Raw genomic sequence first — 25,941 nt, forward strand, 5'->3', positions numbered from 1 at the left:
ACGTGTGCGCTAGGCGGCCAGATTCACACATACGATGGCCGGATGGAGGCCTCCGACCGTCGCGAATTGCCTGGAACCCTGACACATCGTCCGAGCCGGGCGGCGCTCGCCGCGCTTCCCTCCGTGATCGAGCTGCTCGAGGACCCCGCGTTCCGTGCCGGGCGACCCGAGGTGCTCGTGGGCGGGGACCTGCTCGACGCGCCGGTGCGGTGGATCCACACCTCCGAGCGTGCCGACATCGCCCGCATGCTCGACGGTCGCGAGCTGCTGCTGTCGATGGGAACGGCTTGGCCCGAGGACGATGCCGGTCTCACCGCGCTCGTCGAGAGCCTCGCGGAGGCGGGCATCGCCGCGCTCGTGCTCGAGCTGGGCACGCGTTATCCCACGCCCCCGGCCGTGGTGGTCGAGACGGCGCGACGCCACGGGATCGCGTTCATCGTCCTGCACCGCGAGGTGCGGTTCGTGACCCTCACGGAGGCGGGCCACTCCCGGATCATCGCGGGGCAGATGACGGCGCTGCGCGCACGCGACGAGGTCCGCGAGGTGTTCACGTCGCTCGCGCTGCGAGGCGCGCCTGCCGACCACGTGGTGCGCGAGCTCGCACGTGCACTCGGCGCGCCGGTGGTCCTCGAGAGCCTCGCGCATGAGGCGCTCATCGCGGAGGTGCCCGTCGGCAACGAGGCGAACGTGCTCACGGATTGGGAACGGCGCTCGCGTTCCGCGCATCGCGACGGCGACCGCTGGCTCGTGGTGCCCGTCGACGCCCGCGGCAAGCGCTGGGGCTTCCTGGTCGCGCTGCCCGGGCCCGACCACCCCGCCGGGCGCCGCAACGTGCTGCTGCAGGGCGCGATCGCGCTCGCGCTCGGTAGGCTCGCGGACGGAGGGCGCGACGAGTGGGCCACGCTCGCGCGTCGGCATGTGCTCGACCCCCTGCTCGCGGGCCGCTTCGCGACGTCCGAGGCCATGGCCGCACGCCTCGAGGCAGCGGGCGTGCCCGTGACGGATCGGCTGCTGTACGGGATCGCGCTGCGCGGCGGCGAGCCGACCGCGGCGCAGATCGAGTCCTGGGCGCTCGGCGTCGGGGCACGCGCGCGAGCCCTCGCCGTGCCCGGCCGCTCGGGTACCCCGGTCATCGTGGTGCTGCTGTCCGTGCCCGCGCATCGTCCCCTCGACGACCTCGCGATCGCCTCGCTCCCCCGAGCGCTGAGCGACGGCGCGCGCGTCGCGATCACCGTGGGCCGCGAGGCACGCGAGGTGGACGCCGCGACGCTGTCGCTTCACGAGGCCCTGGACAACGCGCGCGAGCCCGCCCCGGGCGAGGTGCTGTGGGTCGAGCGCCGGCCGCTGTCACGACTGCTGAGCAGCCTGCGCGACGACCACCGCCTGCTCGACCACGGGGAGCGGGTGCTCGCGCCGATCGTCGAGCACGACCAGCGCACGGACGGCGACCTCCAGCGTGTGCTCAAGGCCGCGCTCTCGCACCCGGGCAACCGCACCGCAGCGGCGCGCGCCGCGCACCTGTCGCGTTCCGTGTTCTACCAGCGCCTCGAGCTCATCCAGTCCCTGCTGGGCGTGGACCTCGAGGACGGCGAGACCCAGACCGCGCTGCACATCGCGCTGCTGTCGCGCCACCAGTAGGGGCAGGCTCAGCCCGCGACGTAGACCTTCCGCAGCGTCTCCGTGACGGTCCAGCGCGTGCTCATGCCAGCCTGGAGCCATACGAGCGAGCCGGGGCCTACCTCGGCCGTCGGCAGCGCCGGGTCCAGGTACTCGATGCGCGCGCGCCCCGAGAGCACCACGAACACCTCGTCGGCCTCGATGTCGGTCGCGACGCCGGGCGTCATCTCCCACACGCCCACCTCGATCTCCCCGACCTCGGCAAGCGCCACGGCGCCCGCGACGGGCGCACCCGCCTCGACGGCCGCGGCCTCGATCGGCTCGGTCTCGAGGGAGAGGGCGTGGAGGTCGACGGGGATGCCAGGCTCGAGGTTCATGCCTCGAACCCTAGCCCGAGCGGCTCGGTGCGCTCGCGGCGGGCATCCCGGGCGCGCTGCGCGATCGCGCGCCAGCAGCGCGGGACGTTCGAGGCGATCGCGAGCGCGCCGAACGCCAGGTAGCTCGGGACCACCACGGTGCCCGTCCACCCCATGCCGACCACCACGTAGATGACGCCCTCGACCGCGCTCACCGCGGTGGCGGTGATCGAGATGCCGCTCACATCCGCGGCGCGCAGGCCCGACCACAGCGCGGGGATCGAGTACGCCGCGGTCACGGCGACGAGCGCGAGGCCCACCGACATCCGCAGCGCCCCGATCGACTCGCCCACCACGCCGATGAGCGCGAGGCCGGCAAGGGTCGCGCCCGCGGCGCGCGGCATGACGGAGCGGAAGGTCGCGTCCAGCAGCGAGGCCTCGCGGCATAGGCGCGCGTGGAAGACCGCCCACACCAGGGTCGCGACCAACACGCCCCACGCCTGCGCGAGCACCGCGACCGCGAGCCACGCGGGCACGGAACCGAGCAGGACCCCGAGAGAGACGGCGGAGAGCCCGTCGACCCGGTGCGAGCGCCGCACCCTCAGCCAGGCCGGGACGGAGCGCGCGACCTCGACGGCGATGAGGCCCGCACCGGAGGCGAGGACCAGGCCCGTGTCAGCGGACAGCACGGGCAGAGCCGCTGCTCACGAGTCGAACCCCAGTCCCACCGCGTCGAGCCCGCGCAGCAGCAGGTTGCGGCGCCCCTCGCGGTGATCGGCGCGGTCGAGGCTCCAGCGCGTCGCGTTGATCCCGAGGCTCGCGAGCGGCTCGGGCGGGAACGGCAGGGGCCGCTCGCGCACCATGGTGAGGCGGGTCCGCTCCGTCTCCTCGCCCGCGAGCAGGTCGAGCATGACGTTCGCGCCGAAGCGCGTGGCCCCGACCCCCAGCCCGGTGAAGCCCAGAGAGTAGGCGACGTCGCCGTCGCGCGCCGTGCCCCAGAAGGCGCAGAAGCGCGTGCTCGTGTCGATCGCACCGGCCCAGCGGTGGGTCGCCCGGATCCCGTCGAGCTGCGGGAACGTGGTCAGGAGGTGGCTCGCGAGCTTCTCGTAGGACTCGCGTCGGTCCTGGTACCTGGCCCGCACGCGGCCGCCCGCATGGTAGATCGCGTCATAGCCGCCGAACAGCAGCCGGTTGTCCGCCGTGAGCCGGTAGTAGTGGAACTGGTTCGCCATGTCCGCGACGCCCTGGCGGCCCTCCCAGCCGATCTCCGCCAGCTGGGCGTCCGTGAGCGGCTCCGTCATGAGCGAGTAGTCGTAGACCGGCACCGTCATGAGCCGGTTGCGCTTGAGCAGCGACGGGAAGACGTTGGTCGCGAGCGCGACCTTGCCCGCGCGCACCACGCCGTCCCGCGTCCGCACCAGCGGGCCGTCCTCGAGCGCCGTGACCGGCGAGGCCTCGAAGATCTGCACGCCCAGCTCCTCCGCGACCCGCGCGAGCTCGCGCGCGAGCTTCGCGGGGTGCACCAGCGCGGTGTCGTCCGCGCTCAGGGCGCCGCCCAGGTAGGTGGGCGAGTTCACCAGGGCACGCGTCGCCTCCGCGTCGAGGGCGCCCTCCCCCAGCCACGCGACCTGGTGCGGCTCGACCGCGACGGCGAGCGCACCCGTGCGCTGCCAGTCGACGTCCATGCCGTAGCGCGCGACCGTCTCACCGATCTGGTCGAGGTTCTCCATCCCCAGGCGGTCGAGCTCGTCGATCTCCTCGGGCCACCGGCTCTCGCCGTTCTCGCGGCCGTGCGTGAGGCTCGCCTCGCAGAAGCCGCCGTTGCGTCCCGAGGCCGCCCAGCCCACGCGACGCCCCTCGAGCACGGTGACCGACAGCCCCGGATCGCGCTCCTTCGCCATGATCGCGGTCCACAGGCCGCTGTAGCCGCCGCCCACGATCACCAGGTCGGCGCGATGGCTGCCCGCGAGCGCGGGGCGCTCGGGGCCGGGCGCATCGTCCGTCCAGAAGGGGCTGAGGGCCGAGCCCTCGAGCATGGTGGCGATGGACGATGCGGCGGCCGGGTGGCGCTCGAAGACCGTGGTCCCCACGGATATCACTCCTGACGGTGGCGGGTGCGATCCGCATGCAACCGCATCGTCCCCTCCCGCGGCAAGGGCCGAGGTCCCGGGACCCGCCCTTCCGGACACGGCGGCCGGGCCGCGCCCGGCCCCCGACGCATCGTCCGACGCCGCGTCATGGACCCGAAACACGGCATCGGCTAGCGTCGGAGATGCACTCCCCGGGTGTGCGACCCCAGCGCCAGGCCGGCGGTGGTCGCGAACCGAACCTCACAGTTGCCCGTCGCCAGGCCGGTCGGGTGGAGGAGTCATGCCCGTCACGCTCGACCGCGCTCGTATCGCCCAGCTCATCGAGGAGCAGACCGCGCTGCTCAACGAGCGCACCCCCAAGTCCAAGGCCATGTACGGCCACGCCTCGGAGCACCTCTCCGGCGGCGTCGCGTCCAGCTACCAGGGCCGCGACCCGTGGCCCATCTACATCGAGTCGGGTGCGGGCGACCGCATCACCGACGTCGACGGCAACGAGTACTACGACTTCCACAACGGCTTCGGCTCGATGGTCCAGGGACACGCGCACCCCGCGATCGGCGAGGCGCTCGCGAAGCGCTACCCGCTCGGCACCCACTTCGCGGCCGCCACCGAGGACGTCATCGACGTCGCCGACGAGCTCGCGCGCCGCTGGGGCCTTCCCAAGTGGCGCTTCACCAACTCGGGCTCCGAGTCCACGATGGACGCGATCCGCATCGCCCGTGCCTACACCGGCCGCGACACCGTGATGAAGATCTTCGGCTCCTACCACGGCCACCACGACACGGTCATGGTGTCGATCGGCGTCGAGTACGACAAGATCGGCGACCGCGAGAACTATGCGTCGCTCGCCTACGGCGCCGGCATCCCGCAGGCGACGGTCGACATGACCGTCGCGGTGCCGTTCAACGATGCGGGTGCTATGGAGCGCCGCATCGAGCGCCTCGCGGAGGAGGGCCGCCTCCCCGCGTGCGTGATCATGGAGGCCGCCATGATGAACCTCGGCGTGGTCCTGCCCGAGCCCGGCTACCTCGAGGCCGTGCGCGAGATCACGTCCAAGCACGGCATCGTGCTGATCTTCGACGAGGTCAAGACCGGCCTCGCGATCGCGCCCGGCGGCGCGACCGAGAAGTTCGGCGTGAAGCCGGACCTGGTGACGCTCGCCAAGGTACTGGGCGGAGGCCTGCCGTCGGGCGCGATCGGCGGCTCGGAGGAGGTCATGTCGGTGGTCGAGAGCGGCAAGGTCTACCAGGTGGGCACGTACAACGGGAACCCGCTGTCGATGGCCGCCGCGAAGGCCTCGCTGCTCGAGGTGCTCACGCCGGCCGCGTACGAGCGGCTCGGCGAGCTCAACGACCGCATCGTCGCCGGCTGCCAGGGCGTCATCGAGAAGTACGACCTCCCCGGCTACGCCGTGGGCATCGGCTCCAAGGGCTGCGTGACGTTCTCCACCGAGAAGATCACGGACTACGAGGGCTTCAAGAACGCCCAGGACGCCGAGCTGTGCGACCTCGCATGGCTGTGGAACATGAACCACGGCATCTTCATGACGCCCGGCCGCGAGGAGGAGTGGACGCTGTCGGTGGTCCACTCGGACGCGTCGGTCGACGCCTACGTCGCGGCCTTCGACGCTCTCGCGGCAGCGCTCACCGCCTGATCCTGCTGCTGTCCGGAAGGCCGGGGCCCTCAGGGGTCCCGGCCTTCCGTGTGCGCGCTCCAGCGCACCCGCGCGCGCCGCGCGTCACGAGCCGATCCGGAGCAGCTTGAGGTTGACGAACTCGTGCGCGCCGACCGCGCCCCCGATCCGCCCCGACCCCGAGTCCTTGACTCCGCCGAACGGGACGCCCGGACCGCCGCCCATATCCGCGTTGATCGCGACCATGCCAGCCTCGAGCAGGTCCGCGACCCGCTCGCCCTGCGCGGCGTCCGTGGTGAAGACCCGTGCCCCGAGCCCGTACGGGGTGTCGTTGGCCAGCGCGACCGCGGCCGCTTCATCGGCAACGCGATGCACCACCGCGACCGGCCCGAAGAGCTCCTCCTCGTAGGCATCCGTGCCGGGCGCGACGTCGACCAGCACCGTCGGCTCGAAGAAGGACCCGTCGCGGGTGCCGCCGCACAGCACCCGCGCGCCTTGTTCGACGGCGCGGTCGACCTGCGCCTCCAACCGCTCCGCCGCGACCAGGGAGGACAGCCCGCACACCTCGACGCCCTCCGCGTCGGGTGGCCCGGTGACGCAGCCGCTCATCCTGCTCACGAACGCCTCGATGAACTCGTCGTACAGGTCGTCCATCACGATGAACCTCTTGGCCGCGCAGCACACCTGGCCGGAGTTGAACGACCGCATCCAGAATGCCGACTCAGCGACGGCGTCCATGTTGTCCGTCGACAGCAGGACGAACGGGTCCGAGCCACCCAGCTCGAGGGACACGCGGGTGAGATGTCGGCCGGCGGTCTCCGCGACGGACCTGCCCGCGCGCGGCGAGCCGGTGATCGACACCCCGACCACCCGCCTGTCCGCGATCACGGCCGGGATCTGGTCGACCTCCGCGTACAGCGTGGTGCAGGCACCATCGGGCAGACCGGCACTGCGCAGGAGCCTCTCCACGGCGGCGGCCGACTCGGGACATTGGGGCGCGGGCTTGACCATGACCGTGTTCCCGACGGCGATGTTGGGGGCGACGATCCGGGCGATGTTCATGATCGGGAAGTTCCACGGGACGATCACGAGCACCGCGCCGAGCGGCGCGGGGCGGAGCACCTCGCGCAGGCCCGGCTCCGAGTACAGCGGGATGTCGGCCGTGAGCATCTCGACGTTCTCGGCAGCCCACGCGAAGAAGTCGGCGGATGCGTCGATCTCCCAGCCTGCCTCGTTGCGGCTCTTCCCCATCTCCCGGACGATGATGTCGGCGAGCTCCGCGCGTCGCTCGCGCAGCAGCTCCGCCGCACGCGCGAGAGGAACCGCCCGTTCACCGGGCGATGCGCCACGCGACCAGTCCCGGAACGCGCGATCCGCGCCGTCGACCACTGCGGCGACCTGGTCCGCCGTCATCGTCGGATACTCCGCCAGCCGGGTCCCCGCGACCGGGTCCACCACTGTGAAGGCCATCGTCGGCTCCCCCCGTCGGGCGCCGCCCCGTCACGGCCGCGCGCGATCGTCCCACCCTAGGCACACCCTCCCCGCGTCGCGCAAGGGCGTGCAGACCGCACGGGCGCCCGCTACATCACGTTGATGCCGCGCAGCGCGAACTGCTCCTTGACCCGCTCGATGAGCTCCTTGTCCGGCGGCTGCGTGTCCGCGAGCAGGTAGGGCTCGCCGGAGAGCTCCCACTTGTCGCGCCCCAGCTGGTGGAACGGCAGCACCTCGAGGCGCTCGACGCCGTCGAGCGTGGTGACGAAGTCCGCGATCGCGTCGACGTTCTCGGGAGCGTCGGTCAGCCCGGGGACCAGCACGAACCTGATCCACATCTTCTTGCCCAGGCGCGACAGGCGCTCCGCGAAGTCGAGCGTGGGCTGGAGCGGACGTCCGGTGACGCGCTTGTAGGTCTCGGGCAGACCCGACTTGATGTCGAGCAGCACCAGGTCGACGTAGTTGAGGTCGTCGTCGGTGAGGCGAGCGCCCAGCAGGCCCGCCGTGTCGAGCGCCGTGTCGATGTCGAGGTCCTTGCAGCGGCGGAAGATGTTCATCACGAACTTCGACTGCAGCAGCGGCTCGCCGCCGGAGATGGTGAGCCCTCCCCCGGTGACCTTCATGATCCGGGCGTAGCGGGTGACGCGCTCCATCACCTCGTCCACGGTGTGGCGCTTGCCGTCGCGCATGCGCCACGTGTCCGGGTTCTGGCAGAACTGGCAGCGCATGCCGCAGCCGGCCAGGAAGAGCGTCATGCGGGTGCCGGGGCCGTCGGCGCCGGTGACCAGGTCCCACGAGTGGACCGAGCCCTCCTGGTGGTCGCGGATCAGCTCGGCCGCGGCCATCTCCTCGTCCGCGACCTCCATCGGGGGCTCGGCGAGCAGCGGCACGGGTACGGCGTTGTCGGACATGGGGACCTCCTGGTACCGAGCATAGGAGCGCGGGAGAAAGGAGCGGCGCCCCGCCCCGGGAGGGGCGAGGCGCCGCTGGGTGTCCAGTCTGTGGAGAGGGGCTACAGCCCGGCGTGGAAGGTGCGGGAGAGCACGTCGAGCTGCTGCTCACGGGTCAGACGGACAAAGTTCACGGCGTATCCGGAGACGCGGATCGTGAGCTGGGGGTAGTTCTCGGGGTGCTCCATGGCGTCCTCGAGGACCTCGCGGTTGAGGACGTTCACGTTGACGTGGAAGCCCTGCGACACGTTGTACGCGTCGAGGATGCCCACCAGGTTCTTGACCTGGTCGTCGCGGTTGCGGCCCAGGCCCGAGGGCACGATGGACGTGGTCAGCGAGATGCCGTCCTGCGCGTCCGAGTAGGGCAGCTTCGCCACGGAGAGGGCCGAGGCCATCACGCCGTGCACGTCGCGGCCGTTCATCGGGTTGGCGCCGGGCGCGAAGGGCTCGCCGGTACGGCGGCCGTCCGGGGTGTTGCCCGTGTGCTTGCCGTAGACCACGTTCGAGGTGATCGTCAGGACCGACTGCGTGTGCTGCGCGTTGCGGTAGGTCGGCTGCTTGCGGATCTTCTCCATGAAGCGGCCCACCAGGTCCACCGCGATGTCGTCGGCACGGTCGTCGTCGTTGCCGTAGGTCGGGTACTCGCCCTCGACCTCGTAGTCGACCGCGAGGCCGGACTCGTCACGGACGGGACGGACCTTGCCGTACTTGATCGCGGAGAGCGAGTCGGTCGCGACCGACAGGCCGGCGATGCCGCACGCCATGGTGCGCAGGATGGTGCGGTCGTGCAGCGCCATCTCGATGCGCTCGTACGCGTACTTGTCGTGCATGTAGTGGATGCAGTTGAGCGCGTCCACGTAGGTCTCGGCGAGCCAGTCGAGCAGCTTGTCGTAGGCCTCCATCACCTGGTCGAAGTCGAGGACCTCGTCCGTGAGCGGGGCGGAGACGGGAGCGATCTGCTTGCCCGAGATCTCGTCACGGCCGCCGTTGATCGCGTACAGGAGCGACTTGGCGAGGTTGACGCGGGCACCGAAGAACTGCATCTGCTTGCCCACGGCCATGGCGGACACGCAGCACGCGATCGCGGTGTCGTCGCCGTAGCAGGGGCGGATGAGCTCGTCGGACTCGTACTGGATGGCCGACGTGTCGATCGACACCTTGGCGCAGTAGTCCTTGAAGCCCTGCGGGAGCTTGTCCGACCAGAACACCGTCAGGTTCGGCTCGGGGGCCGGGCCGAGGTTGTACAGCGTCTGCAGGTAGCGGAACGACGTACGGGTCACCAGCGGGCGGCCGTCCTCACCCATGCCGCCGATGGTCTCGGTGACCCACGTCGGGTCGCCGGAGAACAGGGCGTCGTACTCGGGGGTGCGCAGGAAGCGGACGATGCGCAGCTTGATGACGAAGTCGTCGATGATCTCCTGCGCGGACTCCTCGGTGAGGACGCCGGCGGCGATGTCGCGCTCGATGAACACGTCGATGAAGGTCGAGGTGCGGCCCAGCGACATGGCGGCGCCGTTCTGCTCCTTCACCGCGGCGAGGTACGCGAAGTACAGCCACTGGACGGCCTCGCGGGCGTTCTGGGCCGGGCCCGAGATGTCGTAGCCGTACTTGGCCGCCATCTGCTTGAGCTCGTTGAGCGCCTTGATCTGCTCGGAGTTCTCCTCGCGGTCACGGATGACGTCCTCGGTCGAGCGCTCCATGTCGAGCTCGATGCGCTCGAGCTTCTTGCCCTGGATGAGGGCGTCGACGCCGTAGAGGGCCACGCGGCGGTAGTCGCCGATGATGCGGCCGCGGCCGTAGGCGTCGGGCAGGCCGGTGACGATGTGCGAGGAACGGGCCGCGCGGACGTTCGGGGGGTACGCGTCGAAGACGCCGTCGTTGTGGGTCTTGCGGTACTTGGTGAAGGTCTCCTCGAGCTCCGGCTTCACGGGGTAGCCGTAGGTTTCGAGCTCCTTCACCACCATGCGCCAGCCGCCGAACGGCATGATCGCGCGCTTGAGGGGGGCATCGGTCTGGAGGCCGACGATGACCTCGTTGTCCTTGTCGATGTAGCCCGCGTCGTGCGCGGTGATCGAGGCCGGGGTCTCCCAGTCGACGTCGTAGACGCCCTTCTCGCGCTCCTCCGGGAACATCGCGGAGAGCTTGTCCCACACGCCGGTGGTGCGGGCCGTCGGGCCGGCGAGGAAGCTGTCGTCGCCCTCGTAGGGGGTGTAGTTCAGCTGGATGAAGTCACGGACGTCGATGCCATCGCACCAGGCGCCGGAGGTGAAGCCACGCCACGCGTGGGCGCGGGGGTCGCCCGCGTCGTCCTGGATCGTGTCGTTGTTGACGGCTTCAGTGGTCATAGCGGGGTACTCCCTCTCCCTGAGGTGAACGCCCTTGTGGGGCCTATGGATGAGCTCCGCTGCCGTCTCCCGGCGGCCGGCGGGCCATGTGTTTCACGGTATGCCCGGATGGCTGCGGGTGCTTGGGACCAAGTGCCCCGGGCCGTTCGGCCTGATCAGGGCAGGGCGCGTGCGGAGGCCGTCGCGGTGAGGTCCGCGCGCCCCGGAAGCCAGCTCGCACCGAACAGCACCGGCACCCTCAGCGCGAGCGTCACCTCTGCCGTGAACCCATCGGGGGACGATGCGTCCACCAGCACCGCGGCTTCGAGCCCGTCGCGCCCAGCGGAGTCCGCGAGCTGCGCCGCGGCGGCTCCACGCAGCAGATCCGGGTCGAGCACCACCTCGCCGGTGCGGAGATAGCGGTCGAGGTCGACGCTGTCGGCGGCGGCGAGCGCGACCTCGTCGGCGGCGTGCGCGAGGCGCGAACGCTGCAGCTGCACCTGGGTCACCGCCATCACCGTGACGAGCGCCGCCAGCAGCACGGCGAGGAGCCCGATCGTGAGGACGCTCACCGAGCCCGCATCGTCCCGCGCCCTCACGGCGCGTACCCGTCGACGGGGCTCGACGCGACCGCGTCGACGGTGAGGGTCGCGGGCACCATCGACCGCACGAACGACGGCACGCCCGGCAGCGGCACCTCGACTGCGGCGCGCGCGGAGACGCGCGTGCCCGGCGCAAGGCACGCGCCGTCGCACGTGAGCACCACGTCGAGGCTCGGGCCCCACCCGAAGTCCTCGGCCACCAAGGCGGCGGCCAGGCGTCCGTCCTCGCGAGCGCGGGCGAGCGCATCGGCGTCGCTCGACCCGTCCGCGAGCGCCTCGAGACCCGAGACCACGGCCGCACGGGACGCGGCCGATGCTGCGGCCTCTGCGGCATAGGCCGCGGACTGGACCCGCGTCACCATGACCACCAGCGCGAGGAGCGGCACCAGCAGCACGAGCGTAAGCGCCACGAACTCGATGCTCGCGGAGCCGCCGTCCGCTCGGGGCTCACGGCGCATCGTCACCCTCCACGAGCGCCCGGCCGTCCGCCTCGATCAGGCCCCCGGCCCAGAAGGACAGCGCGGGAGCCTGCCCCGTCAGCGTGACGCGCACCGTGTCGCGACCGCCGACCGCGACGTGCGCGACATCGACCTCGACGTCCCTTCCGAGCGACGATGCGGCGCACCCGAGGGCGCGATCTGCACCAGCATCGTCCCCGAGGCGTGCCACGGCGGCCGTGCGCGCGCCCTCCGCGGCGCACGCCGTGAAGGTGCTGCGGACGTGCGCCGCGAGCACGATCTGCAGCACCACCAATCCGACCGCGACCACGAGCGCGGCCACGAGCACGAACTCGACCACCGCGCTGCCGTGGTCAGGGCCCGGTGACCGACTCAAGAGCCGAGTTGAACAGGTCGCCGAGCGCGGGCCCCGCGAGCGCCCAGATGGTGGCCACCAAACCTGCCGTCATGAGCGTCACCAGCACCCAGCCCGGCACGTCCCCGCGGTCGTCGCGGAGCGCCTCCGTGATCCTCGTCATGAGTTCCCCCTCGTTCCTCTTCGTGTCATCCACCCAGCCGCAGCGCCACCAGCCCCGGGTACAGCGCGAACAGCACCGTGACCGGCAGGATCAGCAACACCACCGGCACGAGCATCGCGATCTCGCGCCGCCCTCCCTCGGCGAGCAGGGCCTGCCGCTCGCGATCGCGGACATCCGCCGCCTGCGCGTGCAGCACCTCGGCGAGCGGGCTGCCGCGCTCCATCGCCGTCACCAGCGCATCGCAGAACGATGCGAGCGCCGGCTCCCCCGCACGCGCACCCATGCGGTCGAGCGCATCCGTCGCGGTGCGGCCGGATCGCACCTCCGCGAGCGCCGCCGCAAGCTCCTCCGCGAGCGGGCCCGACGAGGTGCGCGACACACGATCGAGCGCCCCGGGCACCGACTCCCCCGCGACGACCGCGAGCGCGAGCATGTCGGCTGTCGGTGGCAGGTCCGCGCGGATCCGGGCGGCGCGCGCACGCGCGCGGTGGGTGAGCAGCAGGTCGGGCGCCACGGCGCCCGCAGCCGCACAGGCCCCGGCAAGGAGGAGCGCCGGCACCGGCCCCGTACCGCGGGCACTCGCGAGACCCAGCCCGAGCAGGAGCCCTGCGGCGAGCCCCGCCACGGCCGTTGCGGCGACGCGGACACGATGCCCGGTGGGGGTGGTCGCGGCACCCGCGCGGGCGAGCCGCTGCTCGAGCTCCGCGGTGGGCGCACCCCAGCGCTCGACCACGCGAAGCGCATCGCCGAGGAGGGGCGCCGCGAACCGGCCCGCTCCTCCGCGGGCGCGCGCGGCGCGGCCTCCCACCAGGCGCGGCGCGATCCGCCGCTCGAGCGAGAAGCGACGGGCGTGCGCCCACGACCACACGAGCGCGAGGCCCGCCGCGAGCGCGAGCGCCGTCGCCGCGATCACCGCAGCACCCGCCTGTCGCTGGGCAGGCGCCCGAGCACCCGCATGAGCCGGTACGCACCGGCACACGCGGCCGCGCCTGCGACCAGGACCATGGCGCCCTGCGCGGAGTCGAAGGCGGCGAGACCGTCGGGCCGCGTCGCGAGAAGCGCAAGCAGGAGCCACGGCGCGGCGACGGCGAGCCTCGCGGCGCTCACCGTCCACCCCTGCCGAGCCTCGAGCTCGCCACGGATCCGCGCATCGTCCCGGAGGAACTGGCCGAGCGAGCGCAGCACGGCACCCACCTCGGTACCACCGACATCGCGTGCAAGGCGCACCGCCTCGACGATGCGATCGGCGACGGGGTCGGCGAGCGAGGCCTTGAGGCTGTCGAGGCTCGCGGAGAAGGCGCCGGTCGCGCGGTGCTCCTCGGCGAAGGCGGAGAAGGCGGGGCGGAGCGGCTCGGGACCGCGATCAGCGAGCGACGCGAGCGCCTCGGGCAACGCGAGGCCCGCCCGGATGCCGGAGAGGAGGATGTCGACCGCCTCGGGCCATGACCGGCGAAGGCGCGCTCGCCGGGCGCGGGCGCGGCTCGAGACGAAGGCGACGGGTGCGTAGGCGGCCGCGAACCCGCCGATCACGCCGACGACCGCGGACCCCGTTCCCGTCCACGCGATCAGCGACGCAGCCAGCCCGATCCCGAGCGAGGACGCCGCGAAGGCGCCCAGCCTCACCCCCGGCAGCCCCGCCTGGACCAGCAGGTCCTCGAACGCCTCGCGACGTGGCCGGGCCCGCGGCGCACGTGGCGGCTCCTCCCACCACGACCACCACACGAGCAACAGCCCCAGACCGAGCAGCAGCCCCAGGACGGCATCCATGTCAGGCCGCCAGAAGCTCGTGCAGCGGGGCACCGACGCGCGCGAAGCGGTCCGCATGCGGCGGGAAGCCGGTGCCGCGGGCGAGTCCGCCGCCACGCGAGGCGAAGATCTCGGACGTCTCGATCACGCCCGACTCGACGCGGCCCGTCACGGCGACGATCTCGCGTACGCGGCGGCGGCCGTCCGCGTCGAGACCCAGATGGACCACCAGGTCGATCGCGGCGGCCACCGCGGGCACCACGAAGCGGTCGGACACGTTGTCGCCGGCAAGCAGAGGAAGGGTGCACATCTTCGCGAGGGCATCGCGTGCGGAGTTGGCATGCACGGTCGACAGGCCTGGCAATCCGGCGTTGAGAGCGATGAGCAGGTCGAGCGCCTCGGACTCCCGCACCTCCCCGACCACGATGCGGTCGGGCCGCATCCGCAGCGCCTCCTTCACCAGCCGGCGGAGCGTGATCTCGCCGGTGCCCTCGAGCGACGGCTGACGGCACTGCAGGGCCACCACGTCACGCAGCGGCAACGAGAGCTCGAAGACCTCCTCGCACGTGATGACGCGCTCGCGCGCGGGAATCGCTCCTGCGAGCGCTCCAAGCGTGGTGGTCTTGCCGGCCTGGGTGCCGCCCGAGACCAGCACGGTGAGACCCGCCCGCACGGCAGCCGCGAGGAACCGTGCGGCGGGCGGGGTCAGGGTCCCAAGCGCGACCAGGTCGTCGACGTCCGAGGCGCGCGCGATGTACTTGCGGATGTTGACGGCCCAGTGGCGCCGGGTGACGTCGGGGATCGCGACATGGAGCCGCTCCCCTCCTGGAAGCGCCGCGTCCACGAACGGCGAGCTGAGGTCGAGGCGCCTGCCCGCGAGCGCGAGCATGCGTTCGACGAGCGCACGGACCTCCTCCGCTGAGAGGAGCACGCTGGTGAGCTCGCTCACCCCGCCGCGGGCGACGTAGACCTCGTGGGGCGAGTTGATCCAGACCTCCTCGACCGTGGGGTCATCGAGGAGCGGCTGCAGCGGACCGAGGCCCGCGACGGCATCGGTCACGGCGCGCGCGAGCGTCGAGCGGTCGGGCACGGGCGCGCGTCCGCCGAGCAGCGCGCGCTCGTCCCACGCGTCGATCGCCTGGGCGACGAGCGCCTCCACCGCGCGCGGGTCACGGGCCGGGTCGACCCCGGTGGCTCGGATGCGCGCGCGGACCTCGTCCTCGATGTGCGCGTGCGCCTCGCCCCCCATGGCGGCGACGCTATCCCTATCCGGACATTTGGGACAAGGGGTGTGGAGAACAAAGGTGCTGGCAGGATGCCCTGCGACCGATCGCCGCGGGCCGTTCTCCCCTCAGGCGCCGTCGTCGACCGGCACGAGCCAGTAGCCGCCGTGCCGCCGGAGCTCCCAGTGGAAGCGATCGGAGCGTGCGCCACGTTCGCTGTTGACGCCTTCGTCGATGTACATCGCCACCATGGACAGGGGATCCTCGGTGGGCCCGGCCCCGCTGACGACCCATTCGATGATGGCGCGCAGCTGCCCCGGCGAGAACTGCACCGTCGCCCACGGCTCGACGCCGGGGTCGACCAGATCGCGCTCGCGCGCCACCGCCAGCCCGTCGTCGACGCGCTCGATCGGCTGAGTGCGGTGGCGCCTCCAGAACTCGACCAGGTCCTCGAGCCCGAGCCGATGCTCGCCGTCACCCGCTGCCATCAGCACGCGCTCCTGCTCGGGAAGGCCGTGAGGATCTTGCGCTGCACCAGGTCGACCACCACGCGGAAGGTCTGCCTGCGGATCACGTTGCCGGTGCGCGCATCGCGCAGCGCAAGCTGGTGTGAGCAGCAATACTTGTTGGCACCCTGGTAGACGCTCGCCGACGGGCTGATCGGCACGTTCCGGATCGCATAGTCGGCCATGTACCGCCAGTTGCCGGCGAGATTCGTCCCCGCGGCGACCGTCGCGAACTGGGACGCATGGCCCGCCTGGATATGCCGGAAGCCCCACCTCTCGGTTCCGCGCCAGAGGTACGCCTTGGCGACCCCGTAGCGGACGAAGGTCGCCACCGTCTTGGAGGACGAGCTTGAGATCCCGCAGGCACCCCAGGTCTGCCGTGTCTGCTCCGAGGCGATCCTGACCTCTCCGAGGCTCGGCGTCGCGCTCGCGGGTGCAGCAGCACCCGACGCGACCGTCAGCCCCAGCACCAGCGCGACATGCGTCCTGAACCCGGACACCCGGTCCCCCGTTTCCGCGAGCGTTCGCACGCGCCCGCGAATTGCCTGCTAGATATACCTCTCAAAGCAGGCGGCATGCAAGCGCTCAACCTCCCGAAGGTCGCGCCTGCAACGGGCTCCAGCTCGCGCCGCAGCGCTCATGCCTAGGCTGGAGGCATGTGCGGCCGCTACGCCAACTTCCTCACCGAGCAGGAGCTCGTCGACGCGTTCGAGATCGCGGTGATCGCGGACGATGCGCGCCTCGCCCCGCGCTACAACATCGGGCCGATGCAGGACACCAGCATCATCGTCGCGCGCAAGGAGGCCGGCCGCTCGCTCGAGCTCGCCAGGTGGGGCCTGGTGCCCTCGTGGGCCAAGGACCCGTCCATCGGCTCCAAGATGTTCAACGCGCGCTCCGAGACCGTTGCGGAGAAGCCGTCCTTCCGCTCGGCCTTCGCCAAGCGACGCTGCATCGTCCCGGCGTCCGGGTACTACGAGTGGAGGACCGTCGACGGGGTCAAGCATCCCTACTTCATCCACACCGAGGACGGCGCTCCCCTGGCGCTCGCCGGGCTGTTCGAGTTCTGGCGCGACAAGGCGCTCGGCGACGAGGCGCCGTGGCTCGCGACCTGCTCGATCGTCACCACCGCGGCGCGCGACGAGATGCAAGAGATCCACGACCGCCAGCCGGTGATGCTCCTGCACGACGAGGCGGCCGCCTGGCTCGACGCGGGTACCGGCAAGGACGACCTCTTCGCCGTGATCGCCGCGCCCGCGCCCGCGCTGACCTGGCATGAGGTCGGGCGCGACGTGGGCAACATCAGGAACCAGGGCGAGCAGCTCGTGCTGCCCCTCTGAAGCGACACTCACCCACCACTGCCGCGCGGAGATCCGCGAGAAGCGACAGTGATCTACCACTTCCGGAGGGGGAGTGATCTACCACTTCCGGAGGGGGAGAGGGCGGGGTGGCTACGGCGCGAGCGTGTTGTCCACCAGCGACAGCGCCGAGGCGATCGCCATGTGCATGTCCAGGTACTGGTACGTGCCCAACCGTCCACCGAAGTGGACGCCCGCCTCGCGCGCCGCGAGCGCGCGGTATGCCTCGACCTTGGTGCGGTCGGCGGGGGTGTTGATCGGGTAGTACGGCTCGTCGCCGTGCTCCGCGAAGCGCGAGAACTCGCGGGCGACGATGCTGCGGTCCGCCGGGTACCGGTCCGCGCGCTCGGGATGGAAGTGGCGGAACTCGATGGTGCGCGTGTGCGGCACGTCTGCGTCCGCATAGTTCATCACCGGGCAGCCCTGGAAGTCTCCGGTGGGCATGACCTCCCACTCGAAGTCGATGGTGCGCCACCCGAGCGCGCCCTCGATGTCCGCGAAGTAGCGGTCGAGCGGACCCGTGTAGACCACCGGAACGCGCCCCACGGTCGTATCCTTCGACACCTCCGAGGCCGGGTCCAGGAAGTCGACCCCGAGCTGCACCCGGATGCGAGGGTGGTCGAGCATGCGCTCGAACCACGCGGTGTAGCCGTCGACGGGCAGGCCCTCGTAGCGGTCGTTGAAGTAGCGGTTGTCGTACGAGTACCGCACCGGCAGGCGCGAGATGATCGACGCGGGCAGCTCCCGCGGATCGGTCTGCCACTGCTTGGCCGTGTACTCGCGGATGAAGGCCTCGTAGAGGGGCCGCCCGATGAGCCGGACGCCCTGCTCGTCCAGGTTGGCGGGCTCCCGCTCCCCCAGCTCCGCGGCCTGCTCGCGGATGACCGCGCGCGCCTGCTCGGGGCCGTAGGCGGAACGGAAGAACTGGTTGATGGTGCCCAGGTTGATGGGCATGGGGAACACCTCGCCGCGATGCGTCGTGTAGACGCGGTGCACGTACGGCGTGAAGCCCGTGAAGCGGTTGACGTACTCCCACACGCGCTCGTTGGAGGTGTGGAACAGGTGGGCGCCGTAGCGGTGGACCTCGATCCCGGTCTCGGGGTCCGCGTAGGAGTACGCGTTGCCGCCGATGTGGTCGCGCCGGTCGATCACCAGGACCTGGCGCCCGAGCTCCGCCATGCGCTCGGCGACGGTCAGCCCGAACAGGCCGGCGCCGACCACGATGAGATCGGTCATGCCATGAATCCTAGAGCGCGGCGGCAGGACGCAAGGGCGGGCCGGACAGGTGTGACGTCGTTTTACACTGGGACGGCCGAGGGGCAGCTGAAGGAGTGATGTGTTCAGGATCGGGATCGTCGAGGACGACGCCACGTACCGAGACACGCTCATGCAGCACCTCGCGCGCTACGCCGAGGAGAACACGCTCGAGTTCGACATCCGCGCGTACCCCGACGGGCGCGAGGCGGTGGCGAACTACCGTCCGCAGTTCGACATCCTGTTCCTCGACGTCGAGATGCCCCACATGGACGGCTTCGACGCCGCGCACCGCATCCGCGAGGTCGACACGGACGTCCTCATCATCTTCGTCACCAACATGGGCCAGTACGCGATCCGCGGCTACGAGGTCGACGCGATGACGTACCTCCTCAAGCCCGTGCCGTACTTCGCGTTCGCCCAGGAGCTCACGCGCTCGCTCGCCCGCCTGCGCAAGCGCGAGACGCGAGCCGTGACCCTCACCATCAACAACTCGGTGGTGCGGCTCGACCCGGCAGAGATCGTCTACGTCGAGTCCGTCAAGCACCGCATCACGGTGCACGGGCTGGACCGCAGCTACTCGTTCTCGGGCACCCTCAAGGCGCTCGACGAGGAGCTCGCGGACATGGGCTTCTTCCGCTCCAACAACTGCTACCTGGTCAACCTGCGTCACGTGAAGCGCGTCGACCAGAACGTGAGCGTCATGGTGGGCGGGGCCGAGCTCCAGGTGAGCCGGCCGCGCAAGAAGGCGTTCATGGACGCGCTCGCGGAGTACGTCGACGGGCAGCGCGCGTGATCGAGGACGCCCTCCAGGACATCCCGCGCGCGCTCACGGCCCTGGCCGAGTGGGGCGCGTGCCTGCTCTACATCACGCTCGTGCCCAAGCGGCTGTCGAGGCTCCCGCTCATCGGCGCGCTGCTCGTGGGCCTGGGCGTGCTGTGGGGCGTCCAGAAGTTCGCGGGCACCCTGCCGCTGGGCCTGTGGTCGCTCGGCATGGTGCTCGCCGTGGGCGCGATGTACGCGCTCATCCGTGTGTGCGTCGACACGGATTCCAAGGGAGCGGGCGACCTGCTCGCGCGCGCCTTCGTGCTCGGCGAGCTGGTCGCGTCGCTCGAGTGGCAGCTGGATCAGCACTTCTTCGGCGGCGACACGTGGGGCTGGGGGCGCTTCGCGCTGATCGTCATCCTCTACGGCACGGGGTTCACGGCCGCGTGGTTCGCCGAGCGGCGCAACTTCCCGCCCAACGAGATGATCCCGATCGACGGCCGCATCCTGGCCTCGACCCTGTCGATCGCGCTCGTCACGTTCCTCATGTCGAACCTCAGCTTCGTCACGGGCGACACCCCGTTCAGCGGCCGCGACGGACCCGAGATCTACTACATCCGCACGCTCGTGGACTTCGCGGGCTTCATCGCGCTCTACGCGATGCGCAGCCAGCGCCTCCAGCTCCAGCGCGCCGTCGAGGTGCAGTCGATGAACTCGCTGCTGCGCCACCAGCATCAGCAGTACCTGCGCTCCCGTCAGGAGCGCGAGGCGGTGAACGCGCGCTACCACGACATGAAGCACTACATCACGGCCATCCGCAACGAGACGGACGCGGCGCTGCGCTCGGAGATGGTCGACCAGCTCGAGCGCTCGGTCCGCGGCTACTCCGCGATGGCGGTCGACACCGGCAACGCCGTGGTCGACACGATGCTCTCGAGCAAGACCGAGCAGGCGGAGCTCGAGGGCATCACCGTGACCAGCGTGGTCGACGGCGCCGTGGTCGACTTCATGGAGGTCATGGACGTCGTCACGGTCTTCGGCAACGCGCTCGACAACGCGATCGAGGCGACGTCCCGCGTCAAGGACCCCGAGCAGCGCCTCATCCGCGTCGCGGTCTACCGCCAGGGGCACTTCGCGCTCGCGCGCTTCGAGAACTGGTTCGGCGGCTCGCTCACGCTGGTCGACGGCCTCCCCGCGACCACCAAGGACGATGCGCACCACCACGGCTACGGCCTCAAGAACATCCGCCAGGTCGCCGAGCGCTACGACGGCAGCCTCACGGTGAGCACCGAGGACGGCTGGTTCATCCTTCGCCTCATGGTCCCCATCCCCGACTGATGCGCAGGCTCACCCTCCTCGCGGCCGGCACCGCCGCGACGCTCGCCCTCACGGCCTGCGGCGCGTCCCCACCCTCCCCGACCGCGCCCCTCACGAGCCCGGAGGTGGTGGCGAGCGCATCGTCCCCCACGGGCTACGAGGTGACGTTCCGCTTCGACGCGCCCGAGGCGGAGGCCGTATGGCTCGCGGGCGACCTGTACTTCACGGAGCCCGACGCCGTGGGCCTCGCCGGCGCGAGCTGGTCCTGGCTGGGCGACGAGTGGTCCGAGGGTGACGTCAGCGCGCCCCCGCTCGCCGAGGACCTCGCGGAGATGACGCGCGGCGAGGACGGGGTGTGGGAGCTCACCACGGCGGTCCCGGCGGGGCTGTGGAACTACGGCTTCGTCACGCGCGAGTGCTCGGTCATCCTGCTGTGCACGGTCGCGGCGGACCCGGCCAACCCGCCGCCCCTCGAGGCCCAGCCCGGGGCGACGCAGGCCTGGTCACAGCTGTTCGTGCCCGTGGACCAGGCGCACCCCACGTACGATGCGGCCGGCCAGCTGCCCACCGCCGCGGCCGAGCAGGGCACCGTCGAGGTCCGGACGTACCCCTCGGACCTCTCGATCGATCCCGCGGGCGAGCACCGGATGGGCGTGTACCTGCCGGCGGGCTACGACCCCGACCGCACAGAGCCCTATCCCCTGCTGGTGCTGTCGCACGGCGCGGGCGGCGACGAGGCCTCGTGGTGGGTCGAGGGAGGCGCGGCCCAGCTGCTCGACCACGCGATCGCGGACGGCGTGATCCCGCCCGTGGTCGCCGTCACCACGGCCTTCGAGGGCCTGTCCGAGGACGGCATGGCGGACCCGGACTTCTGGGACCTCTACACCGCGGAGCTGATCGACAGCGTGCTGCCCTACGCCGAGGCAGAGCTCGACGCGACCGCGGATCCCGCGCTGCGCGCCTTCGGGGGCCTGTCGATGGGCGCGCGGCTCAGCGAGCACCTGCTGCTCACGCAGCCCGACCTGTTCGGCGCTTACGGCATCTGGTCGATGCCGGAGGCGGTCGCGAGCCCGGCCGCCGCCGAGCTGGGCGACGCGGACCTGGCGGTCGCTGCGACCGCACGCGCCGTGCACCTGGGCACCGGCGCCGAGGACGCGCTCGCGCCCGCGCCGGAGGACTTCGAGGAGCTCGCGGCGCGCTACCGCGAGGCCGGCCTCGACGCCGCGACGTACGCGACGCACGGCGGCCACACGTGGTGGGTGTGGCGGCAGATGCTCGGCGACTTCCTCGCCACCACGGCCTTCGCCGGGTGACGCATCGTCCCTCGCGAGATCAGTTGAGCTGCAGGGCCCAGGACGCGCCGCGGTAGGCCGCGACCGTCGCCTTGCGGCCAGGCTTGCCCGGCAGGTGCACGATGCGTCCGAGAGCGCCGCGCTTGAGCTGCCGGTAGACCTCCGGGTCGTCGAAGTGGAGGTCCTGCCACAGCGCCACCTTGCGCGCGAAGTCCTCGTCACGCCCCGAGCGCAGCAGCATCGTCGACGAGATCACGCACACCACCTGAAGGTGGTGGAGCAGGTACTTGTACAGCGCCGGGGCGACCTCGTACGGGCTGACCTCGACGTCCATGAGCAGACGGTTCACCTTGAGCTGCTGGTCGATCCGGCGGATCATCACGGCCTCGTTGACCGACTGGTCGGGGCGCCCGATGAAGTACCGGTAGAGGTCCACGTCGAGGTAGTACATCGACGTCACGTGCAGCAGCGGCTGGTAGACGTACAGGTTGTCCACGTAGAAGGTGTGCTCCGGCAGGCGGAGCCCCGACTCGCGCAGCAGGCCCGTGCGGTACACGAGCGAGTGCATCATCAGGAACTGACCGGTGCGGAAGCGCCCCACCTCGTCCCAGCCGAACACCCTGCCCTGCGGCAGCACGTTGCGGTAGCGGACGGCGCGCTTGCGGCGCCGGCCCACCTTCTCGTACACGAAGTTGCTCAGCACCAGGTCGAGCTCCTGGTCCCCGGAGAAGCCTCGCAGCGTCGCGAGCAGCGTCGCGAACGCCTCACCGTCCACCCAGTCGTCCGCGTCGACCACCTTGAGGTAGCGGCCGCGGGCGACGTCGATGCCGACGTTGATGGTCGAGCCGTGGCCCCCGTTGGGCTTGTGGATCGCCCGCACGATGCCGGGGTGGGCCGCCTCGTAGCGGTCCGCCATGTCCCCCGTGCCGTCGGTCGAGCCGTCGTTCACGATGAGGATCTCGATGTCGGTCTCGCCGATCAGCAGCGAGTCGACGCAGCGCTCCAGCCATCCCTCAGCGTTGTACGAGGGGACGACCACCGTCAGGGTGGGGTGCATGGTGGGGTCCTCTACGCGTCCTTGTGCTCGTCCCGCGTCGCGTCGGCGCTGTCGCGCTCGATGACCGCGGCGGGGACCGGCGCAGAGCCGGCCGTGCCTTCTTCGGTGGAAACGATAGCCGCCGCGGGCTGGGACCCCTGACCGTCCTGGTCCTGCTCGGGCACCTGACGGAAGATGAGCTTGAAGATGGGGAAGAACACCCAGAAGGAGATCGCGGAGTTGATCACCATGGTGGTGACGTCCGCCACCGTCTCGCCGGTGGTGCCCCATCCGAGCGTGTTGATGAAGAAGTCGTACAGCGGCGCCTTGTAGAAGCCCTGGGCCGCGGCCGCCACGAAGGTGATGGCGACGTAGGCGATGAAGTACCACATGGCCGCGATCCACGGCGAGGTGTTGGACTTGAAGGTGATGTTGCGCTGCAGGAAGAAGTTGATGATCTGCGCGATCGCCAGCGTGATCTGCACCGACAGGAAGTAGGACAGGCCGCCGCCGCCACCGTCGCCGATCGCGCCCGCCGGGTAGTCGAACATGAAGTACTGCGAGCCGTCGACGTTCGAGCCGACCGGGAACACCTGGAAGGTCGTGTTGAGCAGCTCGGTGCCGTCGAGCCACGAGCGCAGGATCGGCATGAGCGCCAGCTGGAGCGCCGTGACCGCGTTCGAGAAGACGAAGAACATGAGGAACTGGGCCGTGTTGGGGCGGCGCTCCTCGAAGCGGCGCCACGCGCGGATCAGGGGCTGGAACATCGTTGCTCTCTCTCGAAGGTCGATCAGGCGCCGGTGCGCACGGAGTCGGTGGAAGGGGTGGGGCGCCGGCCGGACTCGGCGAGCTCGGCGGCGAGCCGCTTGCCGGTGCGCGCACCGCGGAAGAAGCCGCTGATGATGCCGCCGAGGCCGGCGAGGTGGCGACCGTTGACCATGGTGACGATCGAGTCGACCATCTCCATGGACACGGCGCCGTTGGTCATCTTCCCGATGGCACGGAACGGCATGTTGTAGAGGAAGTACAGGTTGAGGTCGGGCTTGCCCTTGCGCTCGGAGCGCGCGATGAGCGAGCGCAGCACCTTCGCCGCGAGGCGGGCCAGCGGGCTGCGGGCCTGGTGCATCGCGAGCAGCGGCGAGTTCGCCTCGAGCATGCGCCGGCCGCCCTCGAGCTCGGGAAGCCGACGCCCCAGGAGGGTCGCGAACTCGGCATCGGTGATCGAGCCGACGGCACCCGTGGCATACGGCTCCGGGGCGGGATCCGCGTCCGCGTCGGCGGCACGGCCCGCGACCTCGAGATGGGCGAAGGCGCGGATGTCCTCGACGGAGGCGCCGATCCCGATCCAGTACTCGCCCGCCTCGACGGCCCACGAGTCGTTGGCGACGGAGAAGTGGCGGAACGTGTACTCGTCGAACGGGATGGTGAGCGTCGCGCTCTCCCCCGGCGCGAGGCGCACCTTGTGGAAGCCCTTGAGCTCGCGCGACGGGCGGTGCACCCCCGCGGACACGCGGCCCACGTACAGCTGCGCGACCTCGGACCCCTCGACGCTGCCGGTGTTGGTCACCGTGAACGTCGCGCCCTGGGCATCCACCGTCACCTCGCCGTACGCGAAGGTGGTGTAGCTCAGCCCGAAGCCGAACGGGAACAGCACGGGGACCTCGGCGGTCGAGTAGTAGCGGTAGCCCACGTACAGGCCCTCGCGGTACTCGGCGCTGGACTCCTTTCCCGGGTAGTACGGGTGCGACGGGTTGTCCTCGAGACGCAGCGGGTAGGTCTCCGCGAGGCGGCCCGACGGGTTCACGGCGCCGGTGATGACGTTGACGGTCGCCTCGGCACCCGCCTGGCCGCCCAGGTAGCCGTGCACGATCGCGCGGGCGTCGTCGATCCACGGCATCTCGACCGCGGAGCCGGCGGACAGGACCACGACGATCCGGTCGGTGGACTGGCGCAGGCGGTTGAGCAGCTCGACCTGGTTGAGCGGCAGCTCCATGTGCGTGCGGTCGTTGCCCTCGGACTCGCTGGTCTCGTCGAGGCCCAGGTACAGCAGCACCACATCGGCCTCACGCGCGGCGTCGACCGCCTCGGAGGCGAGCGCCTCGTCAGCGCCGCCCGTGCGGCGGAAGCCCTGCGCGTAGCGCACCACGTCGAGCGGCGAGCCGTCGAGGACCGTGCGCGCCGTGGACAGCTGCGTCGGGTTCACCAGCGAGGAGCCGGCGCCCTGGTAGCGGGGGGTCTCGGCGAAGTCGCCGATGACCGCGACGCGGGTGCCGGCCGCGAGGGGCAGCAGCGCATCGTCGTTCTTGAGGAGCACCTGGCTCGCCTCGGCGACGCGGCGTGCGAGCTCGTGCTGCGCCTGCGCGTCGACCTTGCGGGCGAGCGACGGGTCGATCCGGTCCACGAGCGTGCGCATCTCCGCGACGCGCACGTCGAGCTCGGCCTCGGTGAGCGTGCCGGCCTCGACGGCCGCGAGCAGCTGACGGGCCGAGTCGAGCCCGGGCGACGGCATCTCGAGCGTCCCGCCGGCCTTGACCGCCGCCTCGGCGTCGTTGGACCCGCCCCAGTCGGAGATCACCGCGCCGTCGAAGCCCCACTCGTCGCGCAGCACGTCCTGCAGCAGGTGCGGGTTCTCGTGCGCGTAGACGCCGTTGACCATGTTGTAGGAGGACATGATCGCCTTGGGCGCCGCCTCCCGCACCACGATCTCGAAGGCGGTGAGGTAGATCTCGCGAAGCGTGCGCTCGTCGACCACGGAGTCGCTCGCCATGCGGCGGTGCTCCTGGCTGTTGGCCGCGAAGTGCTTGGGGCACGCGGAGGCGCCCTGCGACTGGATGCCGCGCACGTAGCCGGCGGCGAGCTTGCCCGACAGGTACGGGTCCTCGGAGAAGTACTCGAAGTTGCGGCCGCACAGCGGCGAACGCTTGATGTTGAGGCCGGGGCCCAGCACCACGTCGACGTCGAGCTCCGCGGCCTCGGCGCCCAGCGCCTCGCCGATCTGCTCGGCGAGCGACACGTCCCAGGAGTTGGCGACGGTCGCGGCGGTCGGGAAGCACGTGGCCGGCGCGGAGCCGTTGATCCCCAGGTGGTCGCCCGAGCCGAGCTGCTTGCGGATGCCGTGGGGGCCGTCCGAGAGGTTCAGCGCGCGCAGACCCACGCGCGGCACGCTGCGGGTCTCCCAGACGCTCTCGCCGCTCAGCAGGGCGGCCTTCTCGAGCAGGGTGAGCTCGTCGGTCATGGTGGCGGTTCCTTCCTTGACGGCGGCGTGGCCCACCGGGGCGGTGAGACCGCCTCGCGTGCGGGCGGACGATGCAGCCGCGGCCTCGGTACGGGCGTCGGCCCGGTGGCTCTCTCGGCTTGTCATCGCAACTCCGTTGTTCTCGTCGACGGCCCGCGAGGTCCGCGGGTCGA

The 25,941-nt window shown here is 71.1% G+C and carries 25 protein-coding genes; 6 read left to right on the forward strand and 19 right to left on the reverse strand.

All coding sequences use genetic code 11. The features are described 5' to 3' along the window. Positions 1-42: 42 nt before the first annotated feature. Positions 43-1,638 carry a PucR family transcriptional regulator gene (locus AOM00_RS04150; protein ID WP_156159028.1) on the forward strand — a complete coding sequence of 532 codons (1,596 nt, stop codon included), beginning with the start codon at positions 43-45 and terminating at the stop codon, positions 1,636-1,638. A gap of 8 nt (positions 1,639-1,646) precedes the next feature. Here AOM00_RS04150 and AOM00_RS04155 read toward each other — a convergent pair whose 3' ends face one another. Genes AOM00_RS04155 through AOM00_RS04165 form a run of 3 tightly spaced genes read right to left on the reverse strand, consistent with a single transcriptional unit; the run spans position 1,647 to position 4,063 of the window. Continuing rightward, positions 1,647-1,994: a cupin domain-containing protein gene (locus AOM00_RS04155; RefSeq protein WP_062516584.1), complete on the reverse strand. Its 348-nt coding sequence runs from the start codon at positions 1,992-1,994 to the stop codon at positions 1,647-1,649. Beyond that, positions 1,991-2,662, reverse strand: a complete 672-nt coding sequence (locus tag AOM00_RS04160; protein ID WP_062516585.1) for a hypothetical protein — start codon at positions 2,660-2,662, stop codon at positions 1,991-1,993. Before AOM00_RS04160 ends, AOM00_RS04155 begins: the two co-directional genes overlap by 4 nt. Positions 2,663-2,677: 15 nt before the next feature. Then, entirely contained in the window at positions 2,678-4,063 is a 1,386-nt protein-coding gene (locus AOM00_RS04165; protein WP_062516586.1) for an NAD(P)/FAD-dependent oxidoreductase, read from the reverse strand. Between the two features lie 280 nt (positions 4,064-4,343). Here AOM00_RS04165 and AOM00_RS04170 point away from each other — a divergent pair, with 280 nt between their 5' ends. Beyond that, positions 4,344-5,717, forward strand: a complete 1,374-nt coding sequence (locus tag AOM00_RS04170) for an aspartate aminotransferase family protein (protein WP_062516587.1) — start codon at positions 4,344-4,346, stop codon at positions 5,715-5,717. Positions 5,718-5,801: 84 nt separating this feature from the next. Here the strand turns inward: AOM00_RS04170 and AOM00_RS04175 are convergent, their stop codons facing one another. From AOM00_RS04175 to AOM00_RS04225, 12 genes are all read right to left on the reverse strand, one after another. Further along, on the reverse strand, positions 5,802-7,166 hold the full coding sequence (locus AOM00_RS04175) for an aldehyde dehydrogenase family protein (RefSeq protein ID WP_062516588.1): 1,365 nt from the start codon (positions 7,164-7,166) through the stop codon (positions 5,802-5,804). A 110-nt stretch (positions 7,167-7,276) separates the two neighbouring features. Beyond that, entirely contained in the window at positions 7,277-8,098 is an 822-nt protein-coding gene (pflA, locus tag AOM00_RS04180) for a pyruvate formate-lyase-activating protein (protein WP_062516589.1), read from the reverse strand. 101 nt (positions 8,099-8,199) lie between these two features. Next, the gene (gene pflB, locus AOM00_RS04185) at positions 8,200-10,482 is read right to left on the reverse strand and encodes a formate C-acetyltransferase (RefSeq protein WP_062516590.1); all 2,283 of its coding nucleotides are present in this window, start codon (positions 10,480-10,482) and stop codon (positions 8,200-8,202) included. A 155-nt stretch (positions 10,483-10,637) separates the two neighbouring features. After that, on the reverse strand, positions 10,638-11,060 hold the full coding sequence (locus tag AOM00_RS04190; protein WP_062516591.1) for a pilus assembly protein TadG-related protein: 423 nt from the start codon (positions 11,058-11,060) through the stop codon (positions 10,638-10,640). Continuing rightward, positions 11,057-11,521 (reverse strand): hypothetical protein, encoded by a 465-nt coding sequence (locus AOM00_RS15575; protein ID WP_062516592.1) that lies wholly within the window; start codon positions 11,519-11,521, stop codon positions 11,057-11,059. Before AOM00_RS15575 ends, AOM00_RS04190 begins: the two co-directional genes overlap by 4 nt. Continuing rightward, positions 11,511-11,897 (reverse strand): TadE/TadG family type IV pilus assembly protein, encoded by a 387-nt coding sequence (locus tag AOM00_RS04200; protein WP_082096577.1) that lies wholly within the window; start codon positions 11,895-11,897, stop codon positions 11,511-11,513. The genes AOM00_RS15575 and AOM00_RS04200 overlap by 11 nt, the downstream gene beginning before the upstream one ends. Next, positions 11,875-12,039, reverse strand: coding sequence for a hypothetical protein (locus tag AOM00_RS15580; RefSeq protein WP_169746806.1), 165 nt, complete (start codon positions 12,037-12,039; stop codon positions 11,875-11,877). The genes AOM00_RS04200 and AOM00_RS15580 overlap by 23 nt, the downstream gene beginning before the upstream one ends. A 25-nt stretch (positions 12,040-12,064) precedes the next feature. Continuing rightward, positions 12,065-12,952 carry a type II secretion system F family protein gene (locus AOM00_RS04205; RefSeq protein ID WP_062516594.1) on the reverse strand — a complete coding sequence of 296 codons (888 nt, stop codon included), beginning with the start codon at positions 12,950-12,952 and terminating at the stop codon, positions 12,065-12,067. Beyond that, positions 12,949-13,806, reverse strand: a complete 858-nt coding sequence (locus AOM00_RS04210; protein WP_062516595.1) for a type II secretion system F family protein — start codon at positions 13,804-13,806, stop codon at positions 12,949-12,951. Before AOM00_RS04210 ends, AOM00_RS04205 begins: the two co-directional genes overlap by 4 nt. A 1-nt stretch (position 13,807) precedes the next feature. Then, positions 13,808-15,034 carry a TadA family conjugal transfer-associated ATPase gene (locus AOM00_RS04215; protein ID WP_062516596.1) on the reverse strand — a complete coding sequence of 409 codons (1,227 nt, stop codon included), beginning with the start codon at positions 15,032-15,034 and terminating at the stop codon, positions 13,808-13,810. Between the two features lie 102 nt (positions 15,035-15,136). Beyond that, a complete protein-coding gene (locus tag AOM00_RS04220; protein ID WP_062516597.1) occupies positions 15,137-15,496 on the reverse strand; it encodes a hypothetical protein in 360 nt (119 codons plus the stop codon). Next, positions 15,496-16,014 carry a hypothetical protein gene (locus tag AOM00_RS04225; RefSeq protein WP_062516598.1) on the reverse strand — a complete coding sequence of 173 codons (519 nt, stop codon included), beginning with the start codon at positions 16,012-16,014 and terminating at the stop codon, positions 15,496-15,498. The genes AOM00_RS04220 and AOM00_RS04225 overlap by 1 nt, the downstream gene beginning before the upstream one ends. A gap of 156 nt (positions 16,015-16,170) precedes the next feature. Here AOM00_RS04225 and AOM00_RS04230 point away from each other — a divergent pair, with 156 nt between their 5' ends. After that, positions 16,171-16,851, forward strand: coding sequence for an SOS response-associated peptidase (locus AOM00_RS04230; RefSeq protein ID WP_062516599.1), 681 nt, complete (start codon positions 16,171-16,173; stop codon positions 16,849-16,851). Positions 16,852-16,962: 111 nt separating this feature from the next. On the opposite strand, the gene glf is transcribed toward AOM00_RS04230, so the two are convergent. Next, entirely contained in the window at positions 16,963-18,105 is a 1,143-nt protein-coding gene (gene glf / locus AOM00_RS04235; protein WP_062516600.1) for a UDP-galactopyranose mutase, read from the reverse strand. 100 nt (positions 18,106-18,205) lie between these two features. Here glf and AOM00_RS04240 point away from each other — a divergent pair, with 100 nt between their 5' ends. The 3 genes from AOM00_RS04240 to AOM00_RS04250 are packed head-to-tail and all read left to right on the forward strand — an operon-like array spanning position 18,206 to position 21,518. Continuing rightward, positions 18,206-18,919, forward strand: a complete 714-nt coding sequence (locus AOM00_RS04240) for a LytR/AlgR family response regulator transcription factor (RefSeq protein WP_082096579.1) — start codon at positions 18,206-18,208, stop codon at positions 18,917-18,919. After that, positions 18,916-20,226 carry an ATP-binding protein gene (locus tag AOM00_RS04245; RefSeq protein ID WP_062516601.1) on the forward strand — a complete coding sequence of 437 codons (1,311 nt, stop codon included), beginning with the start codon at positions 18,916-18,918 and terminating at the stop codon, positions 20,224-20,226. Before AOM00_RS04240 ends, AOM00_RS04245 begins: the two co-directional genes overlap by 4 nt. Further along, complete coding sequence (locus tag AOM00_RS04250; RefSeq protein ID WP_062516602.1) at positions 20,226-21,518, forward strand: alpha/beta hydrolase-fold protein; 1,293 nt, start codon at positions 20,226-20,228, stop codon at positions 21,516-21,518. Before AOM00_RS04245 ends, AOM00_RS04250 begins: the two co-directional genes overlap by 1 nt. 19 nt (positions 21,519-21,537) lie before the next feature. Here AOM00_RS04250 and AOM00_RS04255 read toward each other — a convergent pair whose 3' ends face one another. The 3 genes from AOM00_RS04255 to AOM00_RS04265 are packed head-to-tail and all read right to left on the reverse strand — an operon-like array spanning position 21,538 to position 25,894. After that, on the reverse strand, positions 21,538-22,554 hold the full coding sequence (locus AOM00_RS04255) for a glycosyltransferase family 2 protein (RefSeq protein ID WP_062516603.1): 1,017 nt from the start codon (positions 22,552-22,554) through the stop codon (positions 21,538-21,540). Positions 22,555-22,565: 11 nt separating this feature from the next. Next, positions 22,566-23,300: a GtrA domain-containing protein gene (locus tag AOM00_RS04260; RefSeq protein ID WP_228373397.1), complete on the reverse strand. Its 735-nt coding sequence runs from the start codon at positions 23,298-23,300 to the stop codon at positions 22,566-22,568. 23 nt (positions 23,301-23,323) lie between these two features. After that, on the reverse strand, positions 23,324-25,894 hold the full coding sequence (locus tag AOM00_RS04265; RefSeq protein ID WP_228373398.1) for a glycoside hydrolase family 3 C-terminal domain-containing protein: 2,571 nt from the start codon (positions 25,892-25,894) through the stop codon (positions 23,324-23,326). Positions 25,895-25,941 lie beyond the last annotated feature (47 nt).

Origin of the sequence: Demequina gelatinilytica, from assembly GCF_000971115.1 — a bacterium.
GTDB lineage: Bacteria > Actinomycetota > Actinomycetes > Actinomycetales > Demequinaceae > Demequina > Demequina gelatinilytica.